Source organism: Draconibacterium sediminis (assembly GCF_000949475.1).
Taxonomy (GTDB): Bacteria; Bacteroidota; Bacteroidia; order Bacteroidales; family Prolixibacteraceae; genus Draconibacterium; species Draconibacterium sediminis.
Genome location: NZ_JRHC01000001.1, coordinates 509,980 through 532,945, shown reverse-complemented (window position 1 = coordinate 532,945; position 22,966 = coordinate 509,980). Strand labels below are relative to the sequence as shown.

The 22,966-nt window shown below is 41.8% G+C and carries 18 protein-coding genes; 3 read left to right on the top strand and 15 right to left on the bottom strand.

Annotated elements, in window-relative coordinates:
* Window positions 1-648: 648 nt before the first annotated feature.
* From LH29_RS02125 to LH29_RS02085, 9 genes are all read right to left on the bottom strand, one after another.
* Window positions 649-1,587: a PorP/SprF family type IX secretion system membrane protein gene (locus tag LH29_RS02125; protein WP_045025897.1), complete on the bottom strand. Its 939-nt coding sequence runs from the start codon at window positions 1,585-1,587 to the stop codon at window positions 649-651.
* Complete coding sequence (locus LH29_RS02120) at window positions 1,587-3,590, bottom strand: T9SS type B sorting domain-containing protein (protein ID WP_045025896.1); 2,004 nt, start codon at window positions 3,588-3,590, stop codon at window positions 1,587-1,589. The genes LH29_RS02125 and LH29_RS02120 overlap by 1 nt, the downstream gene beginning before the upstream one ends.
* A 33-nt stretch (window positions 3,591-3,623) precedes the next feature.
* Entirely contained in the window at window positions 3,624-4,439 is an 816-nt protein-coding gene (locus LH29_RS02115) for a hypothetical protein (RefSeq protein ID WP_045025895.1), read from the bottom strand.
* Window positions 4,440-4,471: 32 nt separating this feature from the next.
* On the bottom strand, window positions 4,472-5,254 hold the full coding sequence (locus tag LH29_RS02110) for a hypothetical protein (RefSeq protein ID WP_157493535.1): 783 nt from the start codon (window positions 5,252-5,254) through the stop codon (window positions 4,472-4,474).
* A 26-nt stretch (window positions 5,255-5,280) separates the two neighbouring features.
* Window positions 5,281-6,273: a hypothetical protein gene (locus LH29_RS02105; protein WP_045025893.1), complete on the bottom strand. Its 993-nt coding sequence runs from the start codon at window positions 6,271-6,273 to the stop codon at window positions 5,281-5,283.
* Window positions 6,274-6,818: 545 nt separating this feature from the next.
* Complete coding sequence (locus LH29_RS02100) at window positions 6,819-7,316, bottom strand: DUF4252 domain-containing protein (RefSeq protein ID WP_045025892.1); 498 nt, start codon at window positions 7,314-7,316, stop codon at window positions 6,819-6,821.
* Between the two features lie 84 nt (window positions 7,317-7,400).
* Window positions 7,401-8,978 (bottom strand): PspC domain-containing protein, encoded by a 1,578-nt coding sequence (locus tag LH29_RS23580; protein WP_052670548.1) that lies wholly within the window; start codon window positions 8,976-8,978, stop codon window positions 7,401-7,403.
* Between the two features lie 31 nt (window positions 8,979-9,009).
* A complete protein-coding gene (locus tag LH29_RS02090; protein WP_045025891.1) occupies window positions 9,010-9,342 on the bottom strand; it encodes a PadR family transcriptional regulator in 333 nt (110 codons plus the stop codon).
* A 63-nt stretch (window positions 9,343-9,405) separates the two neighbouring features.
* Window positions 9,406-9,837 carry a hypothetical protein gene (locus tag LH29_RS02085; protein WP_157493534.1) on the bottom strand — a complete coding sequence of 144 codons (432 nt, stop codon included), beginning with the start codon at window positions 9,835-9,837 and terminating at the stop codon, window positions 9,406-9,408.
* A 774-nt stretch (window positions 9,838-10,611) separates the two neighbouring features.
* Between LH29_RS02085 and LH29_RS02080 the strand changes: the two genes are divergently transcribed.
* From LH29_RS02080 to nadA, 3 genes are all read left to right on the top strand, one after another.
* Window positions 10,612-13,878, top strand: coding sequence for a TonB-dependent receptor (locus tag LH29_RS02080; RefSeq protein ID WP_045025889.1), 3,267 nt, complete (start codon window positions 10,612-10,614; stop codon window positions 13,876-13,878).
* Between the two features lie 18 nt (window positions 13,879-13,896).
* A complete protein-coding gene (locus LH29_RS02075; RefSeq protein WP_045025888.1) occupies window positions 13,897-15,393 on the top strand; it encodes a BACON domain-containing protein in 1,497 nt (498 codons plus the stop codon).
* A gap of 144 nt (window positions 15,394-15,537) precedes the next feature.
* The gene (nadA, locus tag LH29_RS02070) at window positions 15,538-16,530 is read left to right on the top strand and encodes a quinolinate synthase NadA (protein WP_045025887.1); all 993 of its coding nucleotides are present in this window, start codon (window positions 15,538-15,540) and stop codon (window positions 16,528-16,530) included.
* A 380-nt stretch (window positions 16,531-16,910) separates the two neighbouring features.
* Here nadA and LH29_RS23575 read toward each other — a convergent pair whose 3' ends face one another.
* The 6 genes from LH29_RS23575 to LH29_RS02035 form a co-directional block, all read right to left on the bottom strand.
* On the bottom strand, window positions 16,911-17,369 hold the full coding sequence (locus LH29_RS23575; protein ID WP_052670547.1) for a helix-turn-helix domain-containing protein: 459 nt from the start codon (window positions 17,367-17,369) through the stop codon (window positions 16,911-16,913).
* 1,156 nt (window positions 17,370-18,525) lie between these two features.
* Complete coding sequence (locus tag LH29_RS02055; protein WP_045025885.1) at window positions 18,526-20,175, bottom strand: S41 family peptidase; 1,650 nt, start codon at window positions 20,173-20,175, stop codon at window positions 18,526-18,528.
* Window positions 20,176-20,276: 101 nt separating this feature from the next.
* Window positions 20,277-20,702 (bottom strand): deoxycytidylate deaminase, encoded by a 426-nt coding sequence (locus tag LH29_RS02050; protein WP_045025884.1) that lies wholly within the window; start codon window positions 20,700-20,702, stop codon window positions 20,277-20,279.
* Window positions 20,703-21,034: 332 nt separating this feature from the next.
* The gene (locus LH29_RS23570) at window positions 21,035-21,532 is read right to left on the bottom strand and encodes an SPOR domain-containing protein (RefSeq protein ID WP_198152325.1); all 498 of its coding nucleotides are present in this window, start codon (window positions 21,530-21,532) and stop codon (window positions 21,035-21,037) included.
* Between the two features lie 139 nt (window positions 21,533-21,671).
* Window positions 21,672-21,950, bottom strand: coding sequence for a hypothetical protein (locus LH29_RS02040; RefSeq protein WP_045025883.1), 279 nt, complete (start codon window positions 21,948-21,950; stop codon window positions 21,672-21,674).
* A 93-nt stretch (window positions 21,951-22,043) separates the two neighbouring features.
* Window positions 22,044-22,868 carry a 3'(2'),5'-bisphosphate nucleotidase CysQ family protein gene (locus tag LH29_RS02035; protein WP_045025882.1) on the bottom strand — a complete coding sequence of 275 codons (825 nt, stop codon included), beginning with the start codon at window positions 22,866-22,868 and terminating at the stop codon, window positions 22,044-22,046.
* Between the last annotated feature and the right edge of the window lie 98 nt (window positions 22,869-22,966).

Genomic DNA, 22,966 nt, shown 5'->3' with positions numbered 1-22,966 from the left:
AACTCCCGGCTTTTTTTCTGAGAAGCCCCATCTTTTTACGTGTATTGCCGTTTGAATTTCGTCCTGGAGAACCATCTGGCTTCGATCGGCCTACTTCGCCGGACGATTTCCCTTTGGATATTTCATCCCGGCGCTACGCGCCGGGTTATTCACATTAGACGCTTCCAGCGTCATTAAAAGTTTACAATTCCAAAATAGCTGGTTAATAAACTCGTCTTAACTTTTTAATTCTGCTCAATATCCCGAAGGGCTAAAATATGAATAACCTCGGGTGAAACCCGGGGTTGATGTGACAGCCAATCAAAGGCGCATTCGAAATGTTGTTCAATGCACAATCGTTTTATGCGCCTGGTAATCTGACTATTTCTATGAAATGCTGTCGACACGCCTCACTTTCATCTCTGTTAGCGATAATAGGGAATCATGCTTGTTTTTTCTCACGATAGCATCAGTCCCTGTTCTACCAAGTGCGATAGAGGGCATTTTTTTGTAAAATCATTGCCTTCCGCAGTTATCGGAGGCCATTTTCTTCAAGAAACATTACCTTTCGCATGCGATAGGGGCCACTTTTTTGAAAAAATGCCCGCTTTCAACTGCGAAAACATAGATTTGTGAAACATTTTTATGGCTGCGGTGAGCCATCAGGGATTACTTTTCAGCTGTTGCCTGGCCGCCACGGCCAAAGAGATCGAGATTATAGCTAAACATGATTTCGTGCGTACCGCTGCTAAAGGCGCTTAACTCAGAAACGGTAATATCGTAGGCATAACCGATCGACATTTTGGGTGAGGGATTAAACTTAACCAGCATACCATACGCATCACCAAAACGATACATGGCTCCCACCCAGAATTTATCGCGGAAACCGCCCATCACAGTCAGATCAACCGAAAGAGGAGCACTTTTAACCCATCGCATCATTCCGTTTGTTTTTAGCTGAAAATCTTCGCTAAAATCAAAGCGGTGCCCGGCCACAAAATACATGTGCCGCTGCTGTTTATTAATGTAATCGGTTTTTACGTCTTCGTTAATAATTATATTATCAATTAGCTTCGGAACCGATAAGCCGAAATAGGTAGTTTCGGAATACAAAAACAATCCCACACCAACATTGGGCAGAAAGTTCTCGTAAATATCGTGGTTAAATACCGGGTCGGAATCAACTGTTTTAAGCGCAACAAGGCTGGCCCGATAAAAACTCACACCACCTTTAAGTCCTAAGCCCAACTTAAATTTTTCAGAAACCGGAAGAAAGTAAGAGTAGTCGGCATAAAATCCGGTTTGTTTCAGCGGCCCGATCTGGTCGGACATCAGCGAGAAACCCACACCAATATTTTGCTCGTCATACGAAGTGTTGTAGGTAAACGAACGTGTTGCCGGAGCGCCATCGAACTCCACCCACTGGCTGCGTGCCACCATTAAAATATTTCCAATTCCCTGCGAACCGGCATATCCCGGATTTAGCACCTGCAGGTTATCCATATACTGCGTGTACATGGGATCTTGCTGAGCACTGCCCTCTTTCCCTTGTAGCAAAACCACAAGGGTAAGAATTAAAAAAGCTGCTATTTTTGTTCGTTTTCCCATTATCTGTCAATATATACCGAGCCGGCAATTGGTTGTTCTCCGTTTCCTAAATCAAGTACATAAAAGTAGCTTCCGCTTGGCAGGTCGCTGTCGTCGCCACCCTGGTTCGATTTACCATTCCAAAATTGTGGCGATGTAGAAATGCCATAACCACGGGCTTTGTACACGGTTTTTCCCCAGCGGTTAATGATGGTAATCGAGTTTTGCTCAAACAACTCAATTCCTATAATTTCAAAATAGTCGTTTACGTTATCGGCGTTTGGAGTAAATGCTTCGGGAATAAAGAAATCGGCCGCCGTTACATACACAAAAACATTGGCGTTATTGCACTTTTCGTAGGTGTTACAAATGCGGTACTGAAATACATCGCCACCCAAAAATCCATCATTTGGCGTGTAAGTTACCGTACCATCGCCGTTGATATCGACAAAACCATTAGCGGGATCCTGCAAAATTTGTAACGATAAAGGATCAAGCTCCTGCTGCGGATCTTCATCGTTCACTAGCAGATCTATCGTTACCGCTGTTCGATATTCGGTGGTATCGTAATCATCGCGGGCAATTGGCGCCGAAATAAAGCGGCTAACCAACACCGAATCCGTGGCAGTACATCCAAAAATATCTGTAACCTGCAAATGATACGTTCCGGCAGAACTAATTTCGGGAGTTGCGGTGTTTTGGCCTCCAACAAAGGTTCCGTTAGCAGTTGTCCAGACAAATTGTATTTGCTCGCCAACACTTCCCGTTCCGCTTAAAATTGCCGTTGATTCGTATTCGATCATAAAATCGTCGCCTGCTTCAGCTACTAAATTCGCTACGTTGATGGTAACCGTATCGGAATAAGTAGAATCAGGCGAAGTTGTAACCGTTAAAATGTAGGTTGTTGTTTCGCTTGGTGTGAACACTGGATTGGGAATTGACGGATCACTTAATCCTGCAGCTGGCTCCCACTGGTATGTATAGCTGTTTTCGGTAGGATAAACCGCGTTAAACAAGTAAGGCTGGCAGTTTCCGATCAAAGTATCGGGGCCGGCATAAACGGCTAGAGGTTGCCCATGTGTTTTTTCAATTTCAACTATCTGGCTGATGGTATCGGCCGCACATCCGTTTCCGTCGGTAACCGTGGTGTAAAGCGTATACGTTCCTTCCGGTCCGTCCCACAGAATAGTGGCTGTTGGTCCGGTTAAAGCCTGCAAATTGGTACTCGTACCAACCGATGGCTCCAATTTCCAGCTGTAAACAGCACCATCGGGATTTCCTCGTGTTAGTGCAGTTTCGTAAAAGCCTTCACCGCCGTCTTTAATCGTAGCATCGGCACTGGTGTATTCTATTTCAGGCTGGGCATAAACGGTTATCCGATGCACATCGTTTCCACCAAGTGGTTTAATTTTCTGTCCGTTTGCATCAGTAGCTTCAAGTAATGTTATTTCAATCTGCACATCGTGCTCGGGCGCTTTCAGCATAAAACTATCGGGAACTGTAATTCCCCGGTCATCGTTATTTACCTGAAAGTTAAATTCCGAACCGTTAATATCCACTTTTATCTCTACCGGGAATTTTGATGGATCGAGCTCTGCACCTTCATTATCGAGCAATTGTAATAGCCTCGATTCATCGGGATCGGGAGTGAAACAAATTGCACTAAAACGGTTGGCAAAAGCCACACTTCGTGCTGCCGGCAAAACAGTTACCATTACAACTTTACGGTTGGTACAGCCTGTTAAATCGGTTTCGATTACATCAAGATAGTAGAGCCCGGCGCTTTTCCAACGCACACGAATTTCATTTGAATTGGCAGAAGAAGTTATCGCGTAGTCGTTTGATTCTGCTTCGGTGTCGGGATTAAAGCTTGTCAAAACCCTCCAGGAATAATCGCTTCCTGAATGATTTTCGACAAAATAATTCTGTTCGGCACCTTCAAAAACGACATAATCCTCCTGTGCTGCCCCGCACAGGGCAGCCAGAAGGGTTATTATCAGTATGAAAAATGCCTTTGTTCTCAACTATTCAATCTGAAGTGAATGTTCGGTCTATTTCTAATTGTAGCCGATGCCACTGGTATTTGGTCGGGCAACACTGGTAGCATCACTATATGTTCCGTCTCCGTTATCGGAAACTCCGTTAATAGCTTTACCACCTGAAACACTTGCCGTTGCAGTAAAATCTTGAGCATCAACTGCAGAACTATTATCGTAAGTGTTTGTATTGTCAACTGCAAAGCTTACAGTAACCAGACTGTTATCTGTTACCGCTACAGTTGTACCATCCCATGATGCATTTGCAGAGAATGTTGGTGGAGTTGTTGTATAATCAAATCCTGTCGGAACTGCAAGTGCTAAATCAAATGTATAACCGGTGTAAGACGCCGATAGGTTGTTCGGCGTTATTGTAAAGTTTATTGTTGCTGTACCATGATCGTAATTAATCGTTGTTGGATCAGCAAGACTTACAACTACTGCACCATCGTAGCATTGAGTGGCATTTGCAGCAGCAATCTCGAGATAGAAATCACTTGGCTCAGGATTAACAGGTAATACCTTTTCGTTCGAACATCCTTCATCATCGGTTTCCAGCACATGCACATAATACATTACTGTGGTGTCAATACTTGTTGTCCAGGTAATATTGGTGGAGGCTGCAGAAGGAGTTGCAATTACAACTTCTGTACCTGCAGACGTTGTTAAATTTCCTTTTGTCACTGTCCACAAAATTGTGTTCCCGCCATCTCCTGGGGTGATGTTATAATTGTGAGTTGCTCCGGGAGCCGGTTCAACACCGGTACTCTGTGCCAAAACACTAGAACTGAAAGCGGTTACAACAACCGCCGTTAAAAGAAAAACTATTTTTTTCATACTAAAAAACTTTATTGTGTAATGTGTAATTTTTAATCGGTTATAATTGCTGATGTATTTGGTATGGGATTAATGATTCCGGCAGCAGTCCAATCGTCGTTATCTTTATCCGGAGTATTATATTCAAGTTCTTTTGCTTCAGTAATATTCACATCGGCACTTAATTCAGTAAATGCAGCACCTGCAAGCCTTACTGATATTGTGATTTCGTTATTTAATGATGAGGAAGGAATATCAGTTAAGGTATAAGACCCTCCACCATTATCATTTAATGTTCCTGTAGCAGACCATACATTATCAACCGTTGAAGAGACATTTCCTGAAGCTACGTTGAAAGTAATTTCCCAATTTGGATTCCATGAGCTACTGCCAGTGGTCATATTCACTGTAAAATCGATTATAGAGAAATTATTACTTGCATCCGTTGTATCGTTTGCACTGTTGCAGGTTGCAATAGGATTGGAAATGCTAACATCAAATGTATTTGCCACAACATTCAGCGTAAGCTCTTTAGATGTTTCACAACCTGTTGAAGTATCAGTCTCTTTAAAAGTTAACTTATACGGATTCCCTGTGGTGCTCAACCATGTAATGTTTAATGAATCACCTGTTAAATTTGCTGAGTTTACAACATAATCCACGTCCTCGGTACCTCCAGTTATTTCCCACAAAAAATCGTTTCCGGAATCCCCCGGAATTACTTTATATCCATGTGTTGAATTGACCAATGGATTTCCTCCTCCTTGCGCCATAACCATTCCGCTTATAGCTATAAACGCTATGGTTACAATTAAATAAGTTAATGTCTTTTTCATCTTTTTGTTTTTATCGTTTTGTTGTTTTAATCAGGTATAATTTGGCCGGTATTCGGCAAAGGATTTACAGTGACCGTTGATAAAAGGTTGACATCGCAACTCACCGGGCCACTTTGAACCGAAATGATGTTTACTATTTGATCTGTTTGTGCATTTAATACGGAAACTATTGCTGTTCCATCTGCAAGTACTATCGATTGAGTGCTGCTCCCGTTTATGGTATAAAATACGGTGGCACCTTCAGTACCGGCCAGCGTAAATTCTACGGTTGATCCGGAACAAACAGGGCCATTATCGGCAACGATATCTACAGCTAAAGATGTCCCAACAACCTTTGCACGGTGCGATATTGTTGGATTTTGTTCGAATGTTGAATCGTAGATTTTTACGAAATACTCACCTGGTTCTGATACTTCAAAGTCGACTCCGGTTTCTCCTTGAATTGGAGTGCCCGTTGAATCGCACCATTGATACGAATCGGCAGAAGTGTAAACAGCCGAAAGAATAACCGAGCTTTCGGCACACAGTTCTGAATAAACCGGAGTTACCCCCTTTTCAGCGTCTCCCGACACAAACAAATCGTATATTCCTGTGCTGTCGTTTTCATTGTCTTCGAGCGAAATAATATCACCATAATTACAGGTATTGTCGCCGGGCGGGTCATAATTAGAAGTGTTGCCGCAATTAAAATCGCCACTATTATCTGAAACAGTTCCTAATATATAAAATGCAGCTGCCGGATCAACATCTAATTCCACTTTACCACTGCCGGAGGGCGCTTCGAGGTTACCCCCCACGATTAGCTTGGCTCCCACGCTTAAATTCACTGAATTCTTAACAATTAAGTCTCCGTAGATAATACAAACGGCGTTCGCTTCAATAGTTAGTATTGCTCCCTGTTTCAACTCCAGTTTTCCTGTAACTATCAGTGTATCATTTTCAGCAATTACCCTTGTTTTGTTGGTTTCAACGATAAGGTCTCCTTCAATTACAGTTTTTGTTTGCGCAGATGCTGCCAAACTTTGAAGAAGTAAAAACAAAATAATAAGGAGAAATATCAGGACAGACCGATTCCCAGTACCCGAAAGGCCTGGATTTATCATCCGCATATTGGCAGTACGGGGAATAGTCAATATGTCCCTAAAGCATACTGTTAGCACAATTCTTTTACTCTTACTTTTCTATCTTTTGTTCCTTCTGTTACTGCCTGCACATGACAATAACAGTTTTGATGGCTCTCCGGGGAAGATGCATCAGTACCATTTTGGGCCTTTCTGCATAAAACCGCTTGCTTGTGTTTTTACAATTCTTAAAACAACAATTACCAACATGCAATCAATCATTCCAAATATAACAATTACAACTTGTTACACTTTAGGCGCTAAAAATAAAGAATTAACATAAACGTGTGAATTCAAAAAGCCTGATTGGCGGGATTTGTTTCATTTTGGGACAAGATTTAACATTGAGACACGATTAGTTAACACAATTAACCACAAAATAAAAGGTCGTTATAAGCACTTTTGCTTATAACGACCTTCAAATAAAATGAAATTTTAACTTCTTATTCCGACATGTCCTGCCCTTGCGACTTCAATTTGTCGATATCATTTACATTAAAATCGCCAAAGAACGATACAATAAAACTGTTGCCTTCCGGATTTTCACTAGTGATGAAAACATGACACTCGGAATATTTCTTTTTCCCTCCCAGTAAATAGATCACCGCATCTGAATCATCGTCATCATCTTCGTATTTCTCATATTTGGCGGGAAGAAGCGCAATTGCTTTTTGGGTAAACTCGCTATTTTTCAAACTCCCTTTTTCGGGATTGTACGACATAAACCGTATTCGATTTAAATCGCCTGTTACATTCTTTTCATCATCATCACCCAAATCGATATCAATAGCATCGATCATATCTTTTGAGAACGAAAAGCTGGTTACGCCGTCTTTATTGGCAAAGGTGTCATACATTTTATCCGACTTGCTTTGTCCTGACGCCAGTAACCCGGCTAACATAAGACCAAGCGCAAAAAGTAATGTTGTTACTGTTTTCATAGCTACTTTTTTTTAAACACGAAGACACTAAGCTATAAAGCTAAATCTGCGCTTTACTCTTCGTGTCTCCATGACTTTGTGTTTTTATTTAATCATTTTTTCGGTCAATCCTTCCGGTTTCATTTCCCAGTATTTTCCAACCATATCGCCATCCCAGGTATTCGAAACATTTTCTATATCATGAATAATTTCATCCATGTCGTTTCCAAGGAACACTGCTTTTCCTTCAGGTACTCTTATTTTTATATCCACTTCCTGACCTCTCCATTTTGCCTCGTCGCCGATAAAGAAATACGGATCGAAATAAAGGGTTGAATCGGTTCTTTCATAAGTGTACACCATTTCTTCGCACCACTGTTTAGCGTTGTCGCGTGTTTTACCTCTTGATGAATAGCGCACTGTTACTACAAAATCATCGCCCGACGAACGGATTACATCCAACTGCGGATAACCAACCACTACTTCTTCTCCATCAATAACAGCTACCTTAAAACCTTCCACATCCCAATCAATCTCAGCGTAATCATCCAGTTTATCTTCGGCCATTCGGAGATATAAAGTTTGGCAAGAATCGCACGAAATGGTTTCGCTTTTGGTAATCGATGAGCTTTGTTTATAGTTTCCAACCTGCCCAACCGAAAGAATTAACAGGGCGAAAATCGCTACCAACCAAACACCTACCATCGACAAGGCAACAATTGCATTGTTCGATTTATACCTGAAAACCAGTTTGGTTCCGATATAAACAAGTGCCAATAACGGGAGGCCTGCTATCAATCCAACCAATATCAGGCCCCAGGTAGCTGTACCCGGCTCAATAAAGTGGTTCAACATATTGGGCACATGAATTTCGGGTCCCCAAATCAGCGGCATTCCTTCAACAAACGAATGGCCAATAACCATCGACGACACCAATCCGAGTATTCCGAAAAAGCCGGACAGGATAAGGAACACACCAAACACAATTACAAATACTTTCAGAATTACTTTGAAGATATTGTAAACCACGTCGCCGGCTCCTTCCATCGACTTTTTTCCTTTCGAGTAGGTATCCGATTCTTTAAATTTCTTATAGCTTTCTTTTACTTCTTTTACCTCTTCTTTTATCGATTTCTCGATATTTTTTACGGTAGCCTCCTGACCGCGCATTTCAAGGCGTTGTGCTGTACTAACTGCTTTCGGCACAGCTATCCATAAAATCAGGTAAGCCAGTCCGGCAGCACCCGATGTTACAAAAAACAGAATCACCAAAATGATACGTAAGATTACAGGATCCATGTTAAAGTAAGCACCCAAACCTCCGCAAATACCACCCAACACCCGATGATCGGGATCGCGGTACAAACGGCGTTTGCGCTTGGCTTCCGATGCAATTGAAACATCTTCATCTTCGCCTTCTTCCTCGGCAAAGTCTTCGGGCGTTCCCATTACCTCAACCATTTCATTTACCCACTCAACGGTAATCACCTTTTTCTCTTCGGTACTTTTCGAACTGAAAATTTCGGCAATTCGAGCCTCAATATCAGCAATAATCTCTCTTCCTTCCTCGTCAACTCCAAAATGGTTTTTCAGATTGATAAGGTATTTTTGCAGCACCTCGTAAGCATCCTCTTCAATGTGAAATATTGTGCCGCTTATATTTATTGTGAATGTCTTTTTCATCTTGTTTTTTGTTTGAATTTATTAGGATGGACTAAGCTTTGTTGTCTCTAATTGTTTGTACTGCACCAACCAGTTCGCTCCACGAACCTTCGAGTTCAATTAAGAAGCTACGGCCGGTTTCGGTAAGCTCATAATATTTTCGAGGTGGCCCCTGTGTTGATTCTTCCCAGCGATAACCCAGTAACCCTGCGTTTTTCAGCCGCGTTAACAAGGGATATAACGTTCCTTCTACCACTATCATTTTTGCTTCTTTCAACGACTCGATAATATCGCTGGCATAAAGTGGCTTTCCGTCGAGAACGAGCAGAATACAGTATTCCAGTACTCCCTTTCTCATTTGTGCTTTTGTGTTTTCTATCTTCATTTTTTGTCCCTTTCTATCTGTTAGTCCTCTGTTTTCATCACAATTAATTGGTTTTACCTGCTGTTAAATATTCCAGGTACTTTCCGAAACCATCCAGGCTTCCAGCTCCAGCGCTGCTTCTTCCTCTACCACCGGCTGAAACAGTGTTTCATTCATCATCCAGTCCTCCAGCTCAAGGCTTGTTTCGCTTGCCTCGCTGTACACAAACTGAGTGGTGTTAAATCTTGAATCGTCGGTCATCCATGCTTCAACTTCCATGGCCGGCTCAACTTCTTCAACAAAGTAATAGTTAGCTTCAGTCTCTGCAGGAATTCCCTCTATATCCTCCATTTCGGTGGGCGCTGCCATTGCAATGGCAATATCGCTGAATCCTGTATTCTCCAATAAACGTTTCCAAAATGTTTGTGCGCTTACTGTAAAACTAATAAGAACAAAACTAACTACTACTGCTGCTGATCGTAAAACTGCTTTCTGAACATTGTTTTTTGTTTTCATGACTTTGAGTTTTTGTTTTCTGTTTCTGCTTTTGTTTTTGTTTTTTGGCTTTGCGATTTTTTCCGAAGTTCGCTCTTCATTTCTGCTTTCTAATTGTTTTCTGTTTCCGTCTTTAAGACGATTGTTTTTTGTTTCCGTTACAACCTGCAAAGAACTTTTTTAAAGAATGTACTTTTTTTTACATCGTTGTTTGCATTACAAATATATGTCATTAATCTAGTACTTTGCAACACATAGTACCATATTTTTTCGATCAAATCTAAATATAAACGCCTTTCATACTGATTTACTGTATATTACAAATCGCATTATTTTTCAAGAATTTTTTAAGAAAATCAAAATCCATCAACTTACTTAACAATAAGCTACGATTTAACCAGTTCCGGAACACTGCACAAATGTTAAAATGTGAATAAAAATGTTAATAACTCAAACAATTTGTTTAACAACTTAATCGATGTAGACTTGTTTTTACTGTGCATTAATAGGAATTTTATCTAGTTCGAAGTGGGGTAAAAGTTAAGGCATAATACACAATAAAATAACATCTATTTAACAAAAACAACTGAAAGAAGACTTTCCTTTGCTGCATGTTTAGGAAATTAGGGTGGAGGGATTGATTTTATAGTCAATAATAAACTGCACACAAAAACAAAATGAGAACCACATTAGGATACACAATACAATATGTTCAATCGTCCCATTCATTATCTTTTAACAATAAGAGAAACAAACACATACAATCCATTCAATAATTATTTAAATTCCAAATCTATGATTAAAAAAATCAGTTTTTTATTAGTAGCGCTAATTGTCTTTTCTGCTACTATTATTCAGGCACAGGTAACCACCTCCAGTATGAGTGGACGGGTTACTGATGCTGAAGGAGCTGTAATAGGTGCAACGGTGGTTGCCACACACACCCCTTCAGGAACGACTTATGGTACCGTAACCAACGTGGAGGGCCGGTTTAACCTAAACGGTATGCGCGTAGGTGGACCTTATTCAGTAATTATTACGTTTATCGGTTATGGTGCATTTACTCAAAACAATATTACCTTGAGTTTAGGTGAGAACTATGTAATGAATGTGGTACTTACAGAAGAAGCATTGTCAATAGACGAAGTTATTGTTTCGGCAACCCGTACAAAATTCTCGAACGAGAAAACCGGAGCAGTTACCAATATCACTAACGACCAGATTGATAACCTGCCTACCGTAACCCGCAGCATTATGGACATTACCCGCCTTTCTCCTTATGGCGGTGATGGAATGAGCTTTGCCGGATCCGATGGTCGTACGGCTAACTTTACAGTGGATGGTGCAAATTTCAACAACAACTTTGGTTTGAGTGATAATCTTCCTGGTGGAGGTAATCCAATCTCTATCGAAGCTATTGAAGAATTGCAAGTTGTAATTGCCCCATACGATGTGCGCCAGACAAACTTTATTGGCGGTGGTGTAAACGCTATTACAAAATCGGGTACAAATACCTTTAAAGCAAGCGCATACACTTATCACCGAAATGAAAACATGCGCGGAAATGCTGTTGATGGACAGGAAATAGCCGGTGCACGTGAGAAAGACCGTAATACCTTATACGGATTTACATTAGGAGGTCCGATCATTGAAAACAAATTGTTCTTCTTCATAAACGCCGAGAAGGAGGAAACTCCAACTGTTGCCAATCGTTGGAGAGCTTCAACTGATGGTGTTGCTGATCCTGACAATTTTATTTCCCGCACAACAGAAGACGATCTTCAGACTGTTTCTGATTTTGTAAGAAATAAATATGGATACGAAACAGGATCTTTCACCAGTTTCCCGGCAGACGAAAGCAACAAAAAACTGCTCGCACGTATCGACTGGAACATTACCGACAAACATCGTTTAGCATTACGCTATAACTACACAAAGAACACTTCATGGAGATCGCCTAACGCATCCTCAATGGATGGAGGTACCCGTATGTCGGAGGCCAGGATGTCACAGGCTTCCATGTCGTATGCCAACTCGATGTATTCGATGGACAACCTTGTTCATTCGTTCTCTTTTGACTTAAACAGTCGTTTATCGGAAAACATCTCGAACCAGTTCCTGGCAACCTTCTCAAAACTCGACGATGTACGCGGAACAAATTCTGCACCGTTTCCTTTTATCGACATTTTGAAAGACGATCAGGCATACCTTTCTTTAGGTTACGAGCTATTTACCTGGAACAACGGTGTTCACAACAATGTATGGAACATTAAAGATGAGATGACCTTCTATATGGGTAATCATAAAATTGTTGGCGGTATTGCTTACGAGTACAAGATGGCTGATAATGCCTACATGCGTAACGGAACCGGTTATTACCGCTACTCAAGTCTTGACGATTTCTTAAACGAAGCAACGCCTGAGATTGTAAACTTAACTTATGGCTACGATGGTGAAGCGAATCCTGCAGCTCGTGTAAGAAGTAACAAAATTGGAGCTTACGCCCAGGATGACTGGAGTGTTACCGAAAGATTTAAGCTTTCGTACGGACTTCGCATTGACGCACTTATCTTTAACAATAATGACCTGATTACAAACCAGGCAATTAAAGACCTTGATTATAACGGTCGTAGTATTGACACAGGAAAATGGCCTGATGCAAATATCATATTCTCTCCTCGTGTAGGTTTTGTATGGGATGCATCTGGCGACAAGAGCCTGAAGGTTCGTGGTGGTACCGGTCTTTTCTCGGGTAATTTACCACTGGTATTCTTCACCAACATGCCAACCAACGGCGGTATGGTTCAATACCAGGCTCAAATCAATGCACGGAATGCTGGGAACAATGGTTTCTCAATGGATGAATTTGCCGGTGGTTTGGTAACCGATGCCGAAGGAAATGCAACAATAGCAGCATTACATGATAAACTGGCAAGTTTAGGTTATCCTACAACAATCTCACCTGAAGACGGTACTGTTCCTTCTTCAATTGCTGCTGTAGCTTCAGATTTTAAAATGCCACAGGTTTGGAAAACATCATTTGCTGTTGATTATGCATTCCCAACATCGTTCCCATTGTCGGCAACGGTAGAAGGAATCTATAACAAAACAATCAACGGAGTTTCTATTTCCGACTGGAGTATTCCAAATGTTGGAGGTTTTGCCCGTTTTAACGGAGTTGATAATCGTCCGATTTACCCGGCAGGTTACCGTACCGGAACCAAAGCATTTGTTTTGGATAACACAAGCCGTGGTTATGGCTGGTCAGCCAACATCACTGTTAATGCTAAACCGGCGGAATGGGTTAGCGTGATGGCTGCCTATACACACACCGTTGCAAAAGATGTAACCGGCATGCCTGGATCGAACCCGGAATCGGCATTTACCTATGTTCCAACTGTTGAAGGTCCTAACAATATTAAATTGCACAATTCGCAATATACCACACCCGATCGTTTGGTAGCATCACTTACTGCACACGACAAGAGCGGCAACCACTACAGTATTATTTACGAAGGATGGCGCGGTGGAGCAAACGAATCATTTATGACTGTTAATGATATGAACGGTGATGGTTACAACTACGATGCAATTTATGTTCCGACCGACGAAGAGGTGGCAAACGGCGATTTCCGCTTTGTTTCAGCCGACGATCAAACCCGTTTTATGGACTATGTTCATTCCAACGATTATCTGAAAGACCAACAAGGTGAGTATGCAGAAGCCTACAGCGTTTACTCTCCGTGGGTACACCGTGTTGACTTAAGTTACAAACACGATTTTTCGGTTAAAACAGGTAACAATGTACACAAGCTGCAACTTAGCCTTGATGTTAAAAACGTGATGAACTTCTTCAACAACAGTTGGGGTGTAGGCAAGTTCCTGAACGCAGATATTGGTTCGGATGCCCGTATTCTTAAGTACGAAGGTGTTGATGCCGACGGTGTGGCTACATTCTCTACACCCTCGTCAATCCATGGTAATACCAAAACATTCACACCAGGCATTTCATTGGGTCAGTGTTGGTATGCTTCTATTGGTATCAAATATATTTTCAACTAATTTAAAGTATAGAATAATATGAAACTTAAATATTTATTTCCAATATTCATCGCCATACTTGCCCTGATGACGAGTTGTGAAGATGAAGAAACAATGACTTTGCTTGATGAAATTCAGGTATCGTCGTCATACGTATCGATTCCTGTAGATGGTGGTTCTACTACCATTACCATAATGGCTAAAGAAAGCTGGACAGTTGAGAACACTGTTGAATGGTTGTCGCTCTCATCTACTTCTGGCAGTGCCGGTGAGTCAACACTTACCTTTTCGGCCGAATCTGCCATTGATGGTCGCACCGCAGAGCTTATTATTGAATGCGCAGGCGAAACTCAACGCATTAACATCATTCAGGGTTTGGCAATAGTCGCACCTGCCACAGTAGCAGAGATACTCGCCGGCCCTGAAAGCAAAACCTACCAGGTAACCGGTGTTGTTACATCAATAACCAACACAACTTACGGCAACTGGTATTTAGAGGATGAAACAGGTTCAATCTATATTTATGGTACGCTCGATTCAAAAGGTGGAGAGAAAAACTTCTTAAGCTGGGGACTTGAGGTAGGTGATGAAATTACAATAGAAGGACCTAAAGGTTCATACAAAGGAACTCCTCAGTTGGTAAATGTATCCGTTATCAACATCAATAAATCGCTGGTAAAAGTTGATTCAACAGAAAACGCACAACTTCCTATCGAAGGTGGCGATTTTGTGGCATACGTTACCTGCAAAGGCGATGGTTTATCCGTAGAAATTCCTGCTGATGCCGAGTCATGGTTATCCATTTCATCGATCCAAACTGCAGGAACCAATTCTGTTGTAACATTTAAAGCCGAAGCCAATGAGGGTGGAGATCGCGAAACTACGCTAACATTCCGCACTACTGATGGATCGAAAAACTATACTTCGCAAACTTCGCTTAGCCAGAAAGGAGCAATTTTAGAGGTATCTATCGCCGAATTCCTTGCTGCTGAAGTTGGCAATACCCAATATCGTTTATCAGGGGTTATTACCGGTATTTCAAATACTACCTACGGCAATTTATACCTGCGCGATTACTCCGGCGAAACATTTGTGTATGGCATTCAGGATTTCCAGGATAAAGGATTGAAGGAAGGCGACATTATTACAATTGTTGGAAAACGTTCGGCCTATAACGGAAATCCACAGGTAGGAGGTGCCGTATTGGAAGAAGTTATTCCCGTAACACCCGTTACTATTGCTGAGTTTCTGGCTAAACCAGAAGATTCCAATACATACTATATGATAACCGGTCAAATTTCAGACATTGATTATGCACCGTATGGTAATCTTTATTTGAATGATGGCACCACTGAAGTATATGTATATGGCTGCTACCCGGGTTGGGGTGCAACCGGCGACGACAGAAAAGGTTTGTTAGCTGCCAAAGGCATTGTAGTTGGTGATACACTATCGGTAATTGGTATAAGAACTAGCTATAACGGACAAGATCAACTTGGATATGGTATTTACTATAGCCATGTAAGTGCCCAGTAAAGGACAATATTCGTCCAACTCAATATAAAGAAAGCCGCTGTTATGCGGCTTTTTTTATGCTTCAAAACCAAACATTTAACTGATATCACTGTTTTTTTTACAGGAATTTATATTTTTGCGCCCTGTTTATTCAGAAACTAAGAGATGGAACAGCTTCATATAGATAAAATGTTGGACGAGAAGGGTTATATTGAAGAGACAATTGATCCGAGCCTTAAGTTGGTTGAAGAAATTAAACGCCTGAAAAAGGAAAAGAACGCTGTAATACTCAGCCACTTTTACGTTGAAGGCGCACTTCAGGACATTGCTGACTATGTTGGCGACAGCCTTGGCCTGGCCCAGGCAGCAGCCAGTACCGATGCCGAAATGATTGTTTTTGTGGGGGTGCATTTTATGGCCGAAACAGCCAAGATCATCAATCCCGATAAAAAAGTGATCCTTCCCGACCTGAAAGCAAGCTGTTCGCTGGCTGAGTCGGCTCCGGCTGATAAATTTGCCGAATTCAAAGCCAAATATCCCGACCACAAGGTAATTACCTATGTAAATGCAACGGCGGCGTTAAAAACCATGTCTGACATTGTTTGTACATCGGCCAATGCCAAAAAAATTGTCGACAGTTTCCCCGAAGATCAGAAGCTGATTTTTGCGCCGGATAAAAACCTTGGAAACTATATTAACAGCATAACCGGCCGCAGCATGGTATTGTGGGATGGTGCCTGTATGGTTCACGAGCAATATTCGGTAGAAAAGATTATCGACCTGATGGACGCACATCCTGATGCCGAATTTATCGCTCATCCCGAGTGCGAAAAACCGGTATTGCTGCTGGCAAAACATATTGGATCAACTACTGCCCTGTTGAATTACGTGCAGAGCAGCGATGCGAAGAAATTTATTGTAGCAACCGAAAGCGGTATTCTGCACCAGATGACCAAGGCTTGTCCGGATAAGGTATTTATTCCGGCACCATCGAACGATTCAACATGCGCCTGCAACGACTGCGAGTACATGAAGCTAAACAGCCTGCAAAAGCTGTACATCTGCTTAAAACACGAACAGCCGGAGGTTACACTTCCACAAGATGTAATTGAAAAAGCCCGGATTCCGATTCAACGGATGTTGGAAATATCGAAATAGTTTTAGAAGACACTAGTTACAAGATACGAGTGCCGAGATGCTGTCATTTCGAGCGCAGCGAGAAATGTGCTACTGGATACTAGATGCCCCGACGCTTCCGGTCGGGATTTCGCTTCGCTCAACTGGATGCTGGATGCTGGTTACTCGATGCTCGATGCTCGATCGTTGGATATTGGGTATTCAAAATTGATTATTGGATATTAGATTTTTGATGCTGGATACTGGTTACTGGATGCTGGATGCTGGATGCAAGATACTGGTTACTCAATACTCAGTACTCAGTACTCAATACTCAATACCAGATACTGTTTTCTCATCACCCAACTTTTGACTAATGTCTAATGACCAATGACTAATGACCAGTGACTAATGACCAACCATCATCGCCGAAAATACCTTCTTTTTCGCCCATGCTGTTTAAGGTTCCGGTATTCCCAGGCCTGCATTTTCTGATAGGCCCTGAAAAACTGCGAAAAGCTGCTTTGCGAAAAGCCCATAATTTTACCAATTTCCTTAAAACTAAAATCGGTGTGCTCTACCAAATCGCACGCTACCAGGCGCAGGTATTCAGTCATCCAGGCGTGTACTCCCATCCCCGACATCCATCGTACAGCACCATCCAAATGCCTGTAATTTACACCTAAAAGTTCGCCATAGTCTGCCACGTCACGCTTTCCGTAAACGCGAACCGTTTGGGCAAATAAATCCATATAGCTATTCCCGCTACTTTTGTTTTCGCGGATAAATTCTGTCATTCTCGACTTTTTATCCGGAAGTTTTTCAACCAAACCATCGTAAAGCAATTCGGGAGTAATCGGTGTAAGATTGTTTATAGCCATTACTTAATTCTCTTTAAACAAACTGTTATACCAATTGCATTTCAATGTAAGCCTTAAACGAAACAGTGAAATTGCAATAGCCTGTCCCGAACTTGATTCGGGAGTTAATGCCGATAATAAACGAAAGAGGCTTTGGGAGTAAGCGAACCAAAGGCTCATTTCGATATTTAATCGGTATTATACCTCTGTAAGTTAATACATTTATTCTAATTACTCTTAATAATACTGCGGTGTTTCCTAAAATTTCAATTAATTGTTTTTAGAATTTTGCACAGTTTCATTAAATATCGATCACTATTATTTAGGATACGACGCTGTTTCATTGAATCTCAACTTATACTTTTTAGTATACACCGCAGTTTCATTGAATATAACTTTATGCTTTTTAGGAAACAGTTCTATTTCCTTAAATATCAATACCAACTTTTTAGTATTCAGTACCATTTCATAAATTATTTTCCGAATAACAGCTCTCCCGACAGCCATTTCACGCTAAAAAGGTGGTTTTGGTTTTGCCAATAAGGTAATAAGGTTTGATTTCTATGTTAAAACCTTACTACTAAGGTTTATTCTTTACAGACAAGGTTTTATGCATTGCAATCAAGTTCCGGAACCCAAAAGGCCGTTGATTCTTACATGGTAAACAAAAACTTTATTCTTCAACCACAACCTTAGTAGTCTTTGCACCTGATCTATCCCAAAAACCTTATTACCTTATTGCCACCCTCTTGGAGCTCTTAAAAAACCCGCTCCTGGTTTTCATACGAGCTTAATCATGTTTTATCCCTTCGGGATATCTACCCTTTGTACGCAAATATTTTACGCTTAATTTTCTAAAAAGGGGTCTCTATATAAGGCGCATGACACGTTTCATTTTCAATATGCTTTTGCATTTGCGCCTTTTCTAATGCTTAACATTAACCCCGTGCGACACTTCCGCCATCCGGCGGTGCGTTTACCCGGGGCTAAATTACTACAGACTTTCAGCCCTCTAACATATTTGCTGTCGGATTAAAATAATAAAAAGAGCGCTGAAAGTGCGTTTTATTTTAGCCCGGGGCGACGTAATTCAATATAGTCTTTCAAAAAAAATCCGGGTCGTTTATCTTTTCAGATAATACGGCCCGGATCTTTCTATACCTGCGGATAAATTATCTTATTGCAACACTGAAACCACCGAATCGGTAGCCACCACATTCTGCACCATCAGGTTTTGCTGCGACACCTCGATGGCGCGCAACAGCGTTTTATCAATTTGTTTGATGATCGGGTAAAAACCTTCTTCGCCCATGATATTCCGGGCAACATAAGCTTTCATTTGCGTGTTAATCACCTTCCCCGATATCTTTAAACCTTCAGCATCTCTTTTCACACCCTTTTCTTCGGCATAGGCAATAAATTCGTTCATGGCGTTGTGTTGGTCCATAAAATTCTCGAGCTCGCCGGCTGAGGTGAATTTCGAAAGCTCCTCGCGGTGCGAATCGGCGTAAGCATAAGCAAACGAATAAATCAGTCCTTTTCGGTAAATCTGGTTGAAATACTCCGAATTTCCTGTGGTATCAACCGGCACAAAGAAGTCGGGCATAATACCGCCACCACCATAAACCACGCGTCCGCCTTTGGTTTCGTAGCGCAACGAATCAACAAAATGAATGCTGTCGGCTACCAACTGCTCCATGTTGTGAAAACGCTCGTAAATATGATCGTAATACTCGTCGTTGCCATCTTCGTACGAACTTTGAATACAACGTCCGCTGGGTGTGTAAAAACGCGCCACTGTTAAGCGCAATGCCGATCCGTCCATCAATGGAATTTGCTCCTGTACCAATCCTTTTCCAAACGAACGGCGCCCGATCACAAATCCACGGTCGTTATCCTGCATAGCGCCGGCAAAAATCTCGCTTGCCGAAGCCGAAAACTCGTCGATCATTACATAAACACCAATGTCGGAGAAAGTTGCTTTGGCCGAAGCATTGTAGGTTTTTCGTTGCTGATGCAGGCCTTCGGTGTACAAAATTGGTTCTCCTTTTTCCAGAAATTCGTCAACCATTTGCAACACGCCAACCAGTGCCCCACCGGGGTTGCTTCTTAAATCGATAATTACTTTTTCGGCACCTGCCTCTTTCAGCTTCAGCATTCCCTCCATAAACTCGCGGTAGGTGGCATTCGAAAAACGGCTAATTTTAATAAAACCGGTATGGTCGTCAATCATGTACGACACATCAACGCTGTACAGCGGAATATCGCCACGGGTAATTTCAAACTCCAATTCGTCGGCGTAACCCGAGCGCACGATTCCCACCCGAACTTTCGAGTTTTTTTCGCCACGCAACAGCGACATCACCGTGTTGTTGTGCACTTTTACACCGGCAATCAACGAGTCGTCGACAGTAACAATGCGGTCGCCGGGCAAAACACCCACCCGGCTTGACGGGCCTTCGGGAATGACCTCAATTACACGTACCGTATCTTCCTGAATAGAAAACTGTACCCCGATACCTGAGAAGTTACCGCTCATCTCCTCCTGCACTTCGTTCATGTCGCGGGCAGGAATGTAACTGGTATGCGGATCGAGATTTTTCAGTATCTCCGGAATCGTACTTTCAACAATTTCGCTGGTATTTACGCTGTCTACATACCCCCTGTTAACCAGGTCGAGAATGGCAGATATTTTATTGGGTTGCGAAAATCCCACGCCATGATACGACGGTGCGGCATTCCGGCTCATTATATTTCCAATCAGAATACCTGCCGCTACGGCAATGGCAATCAGTACGGGTAAAAGTATTGTTGTTTTCTTGTTCATAGGCTTTCTTCAATGGTCAGTAGCTAATAACCTGACCTGATTTTAATGTATATCGCGGCGGCAAACCACCGGTAGCGTCCGGCAAATTTTCACTTTTGCCTTTAAATATCAACCTGCTTTACTTCAATATCAGCACGTTTTAACAGGTTTATGCCATCCTCCAGGCGGTAACTTTCGGTAAAAACCACTCGTTTAATTCCGGCCTGAATAATTAGTTTCGAACACTCTAAACAAGGCGATGAAGTAACGTACAAAGTGGCACCATCACTACTGTTTCCCGACTTCGCCACCTTTGTAATGGCATTGGCTTCGGCGTGCAGTACGTATGGTTTTGTTTTGTTGTCTTCATCCTCGCATATATTTTCAAATCCTGCCGGCGTTCCGTTGTAACCGTCAGAAATAATCATTTTATCCTTAACAATTAACGCTCCCACCTGGCGGCGTTTACAATATGAGTTTTGCGCCCATATATCGGCCATCTTCAGGTAGCGTTGATCCAGTAACTTCTGCTTTTCGTCTTTACACATAAATGTTTTCTTTCTAGAATGGGTATTCGTTTTTTGCAACGATTACAAATGTAATACTGATTTCCGATAAATTCTGAAAATATAACACCCGTAAGCCCTTTGTTGTTGATTTTAAGAATTTTTAAACATTCCTGATATCCGCCAAATTCTCTTATTTCACGCTGATTACGCAGATCTCCGCAGAAAAATATTCCTGGCGGTGAAAGACAATCAGTGATAATTTGCGTCATCTGCGAGAAAAATATTTAGCTCGCGGAAAATGAAGATTAATAAAATACAAAAACAAAAAACGCCGCATAAAGCGGCGTCTTCAAATCAATTTGAAATATTTTCTATTCTTTAATTAAAAGCCATACATCCGAGTATTTCGGGAAAGCATTGCGTACCTGAGCCACTCTTCCACGTGCTTCGCTTTCGCTTTTGTACGAATTAACACAAACACGGTAATAACCTGTTTCGCTGTGCAGGATGATAGGCGTAAAACCCTCATCGATAAGCGTTGTACGGTAATTTTTTGCATTATCCAACTGACTAAACGAGCCCAAAATCACAAAGAAAGTGTTTCCGGCGTTTGCAGTCTGATCCGTTTGGCTGGTAAACGAAACCTGCTCTTTACGTATTGCAATCGGTTTCTCGTCGGCCACCGGTTCGGGTTTTGTTACAGCTGTTGGCTGTGTGGTTGTTTCGCTACCCGGTACGGTAAACACTTTTGTTGGTGCTGTAGTGTCGGTGGTATAAGCCGATTCGGCCTGACCCGACGATTTTTGAAATATCTTACATGAAGATGCAGTTAATGCAAGAATCGCTAAAAGAACAACTATCCTATTCATCTGTCTAATAATTTTAAATCTGTTTTCCTGTTTAAAACTCACCACGAAGATACGCATTACACCTGCGTCCGTTTTTGTAATCAAACGCAAGTTTTGCACAGCATGTTGTTCGCAACTAAAAAATTTATTTTCGGGCAGTCTATTTTTTGCATTTGGCACCGGCGCCACCACCGCCAAAAAACATCATTACGCCAATCAGGAAACCAAAGTTATACCAGCCTCCTGCATTAGGGAAAGCATAAATTTCGTAATCGGTAAAAAGACTGGCAATAAAACTAAACAGCAAAATAAAACCGTGAAAAACACCTTTTATGAACCCCGGGGGATCGCCAATATTTTCAAACGATTGTGTTGCGCATCCGGCAAAAAGAAGTGCTGCAGCTACTACCACTGCCAATAAAATAAATGTACGTTTCATCTTTTTTGTTTTTTGATTTATGCGACGAAAATATCCCGCGCACGCTGAACAAGTTAGCTTATATTTATCAAAAAGAAAAGTTGGATTTGCGAACTACTCCTGAATTATTTGCTGCATAAACGCTATAAAATCGGGGGTATTAAGCCTTTCGTTAAGCATTACAAAATGCGGATTTTTAAGATTGGCTTTGTTGTAAGCCATGGTTTCAAAGGTATCCTGACGAAAAACACTGCCGCCAAACTCTTCTACCATCAACTGGCCGGGTGCAGTATCCCATTCGGAACAGGGACCGGCTTTTAAGTACATATCAGCATTTCCTTTTATGATTTCTATTTGCTTTTTCGAACTGCCGCAGTGTAGGATCTCCAACTCAAAAGTGCCTCTCATTTTTTCGATCAGCTCGGCTTCGCGGGGCTTAAAAAACGAGCGACTGGTGGCCACCCTTATTTTTCCGTTGTAGGGCTCCGGCTTCGGCATTTCTTTGAAATTCCCTTTGCTGTCGAACTCATAAATCCCGCCACCTTTACCACAGTACCAGCCTTTTTCTTTCAGCGGTTCGTAAATCCATCCGTTTACCGGGGCTGTTTTGTTTATTAATGCGACGTTGATGCAAAATTCGCCGTTGCGTTTAATAAACTCCTTGGTACCATCCAGCGGGTCGACCAAAAAATAATTCTCCCAGGTTTTACGAATTTCGTACTCCGGGAAGTTGGTTTCTTCATCTAAAACAGGAATTTCGGGGAAAATTCGTGCAAGGCCTGCATTAATAATCTTACTCGAAGCTTTGTCGGCCCGGGTAACTGCTGTATTATCAGATTTCCGCTGCTCATCAAAGTTGTTACTTTCATACACTTCAATGATCGCTCTCCCGGCTTCTGCCAGCACTGCAATAACGCTATGTACCTTGTTTAAGTCCATTTAAATTTAGTATTCACGTAAATGTACGTTATCTGTTTTATCTTTAAAATCGCTGCCCACGAAAACAAACGCTATTTAAATGTTTCTTCACAAACCGG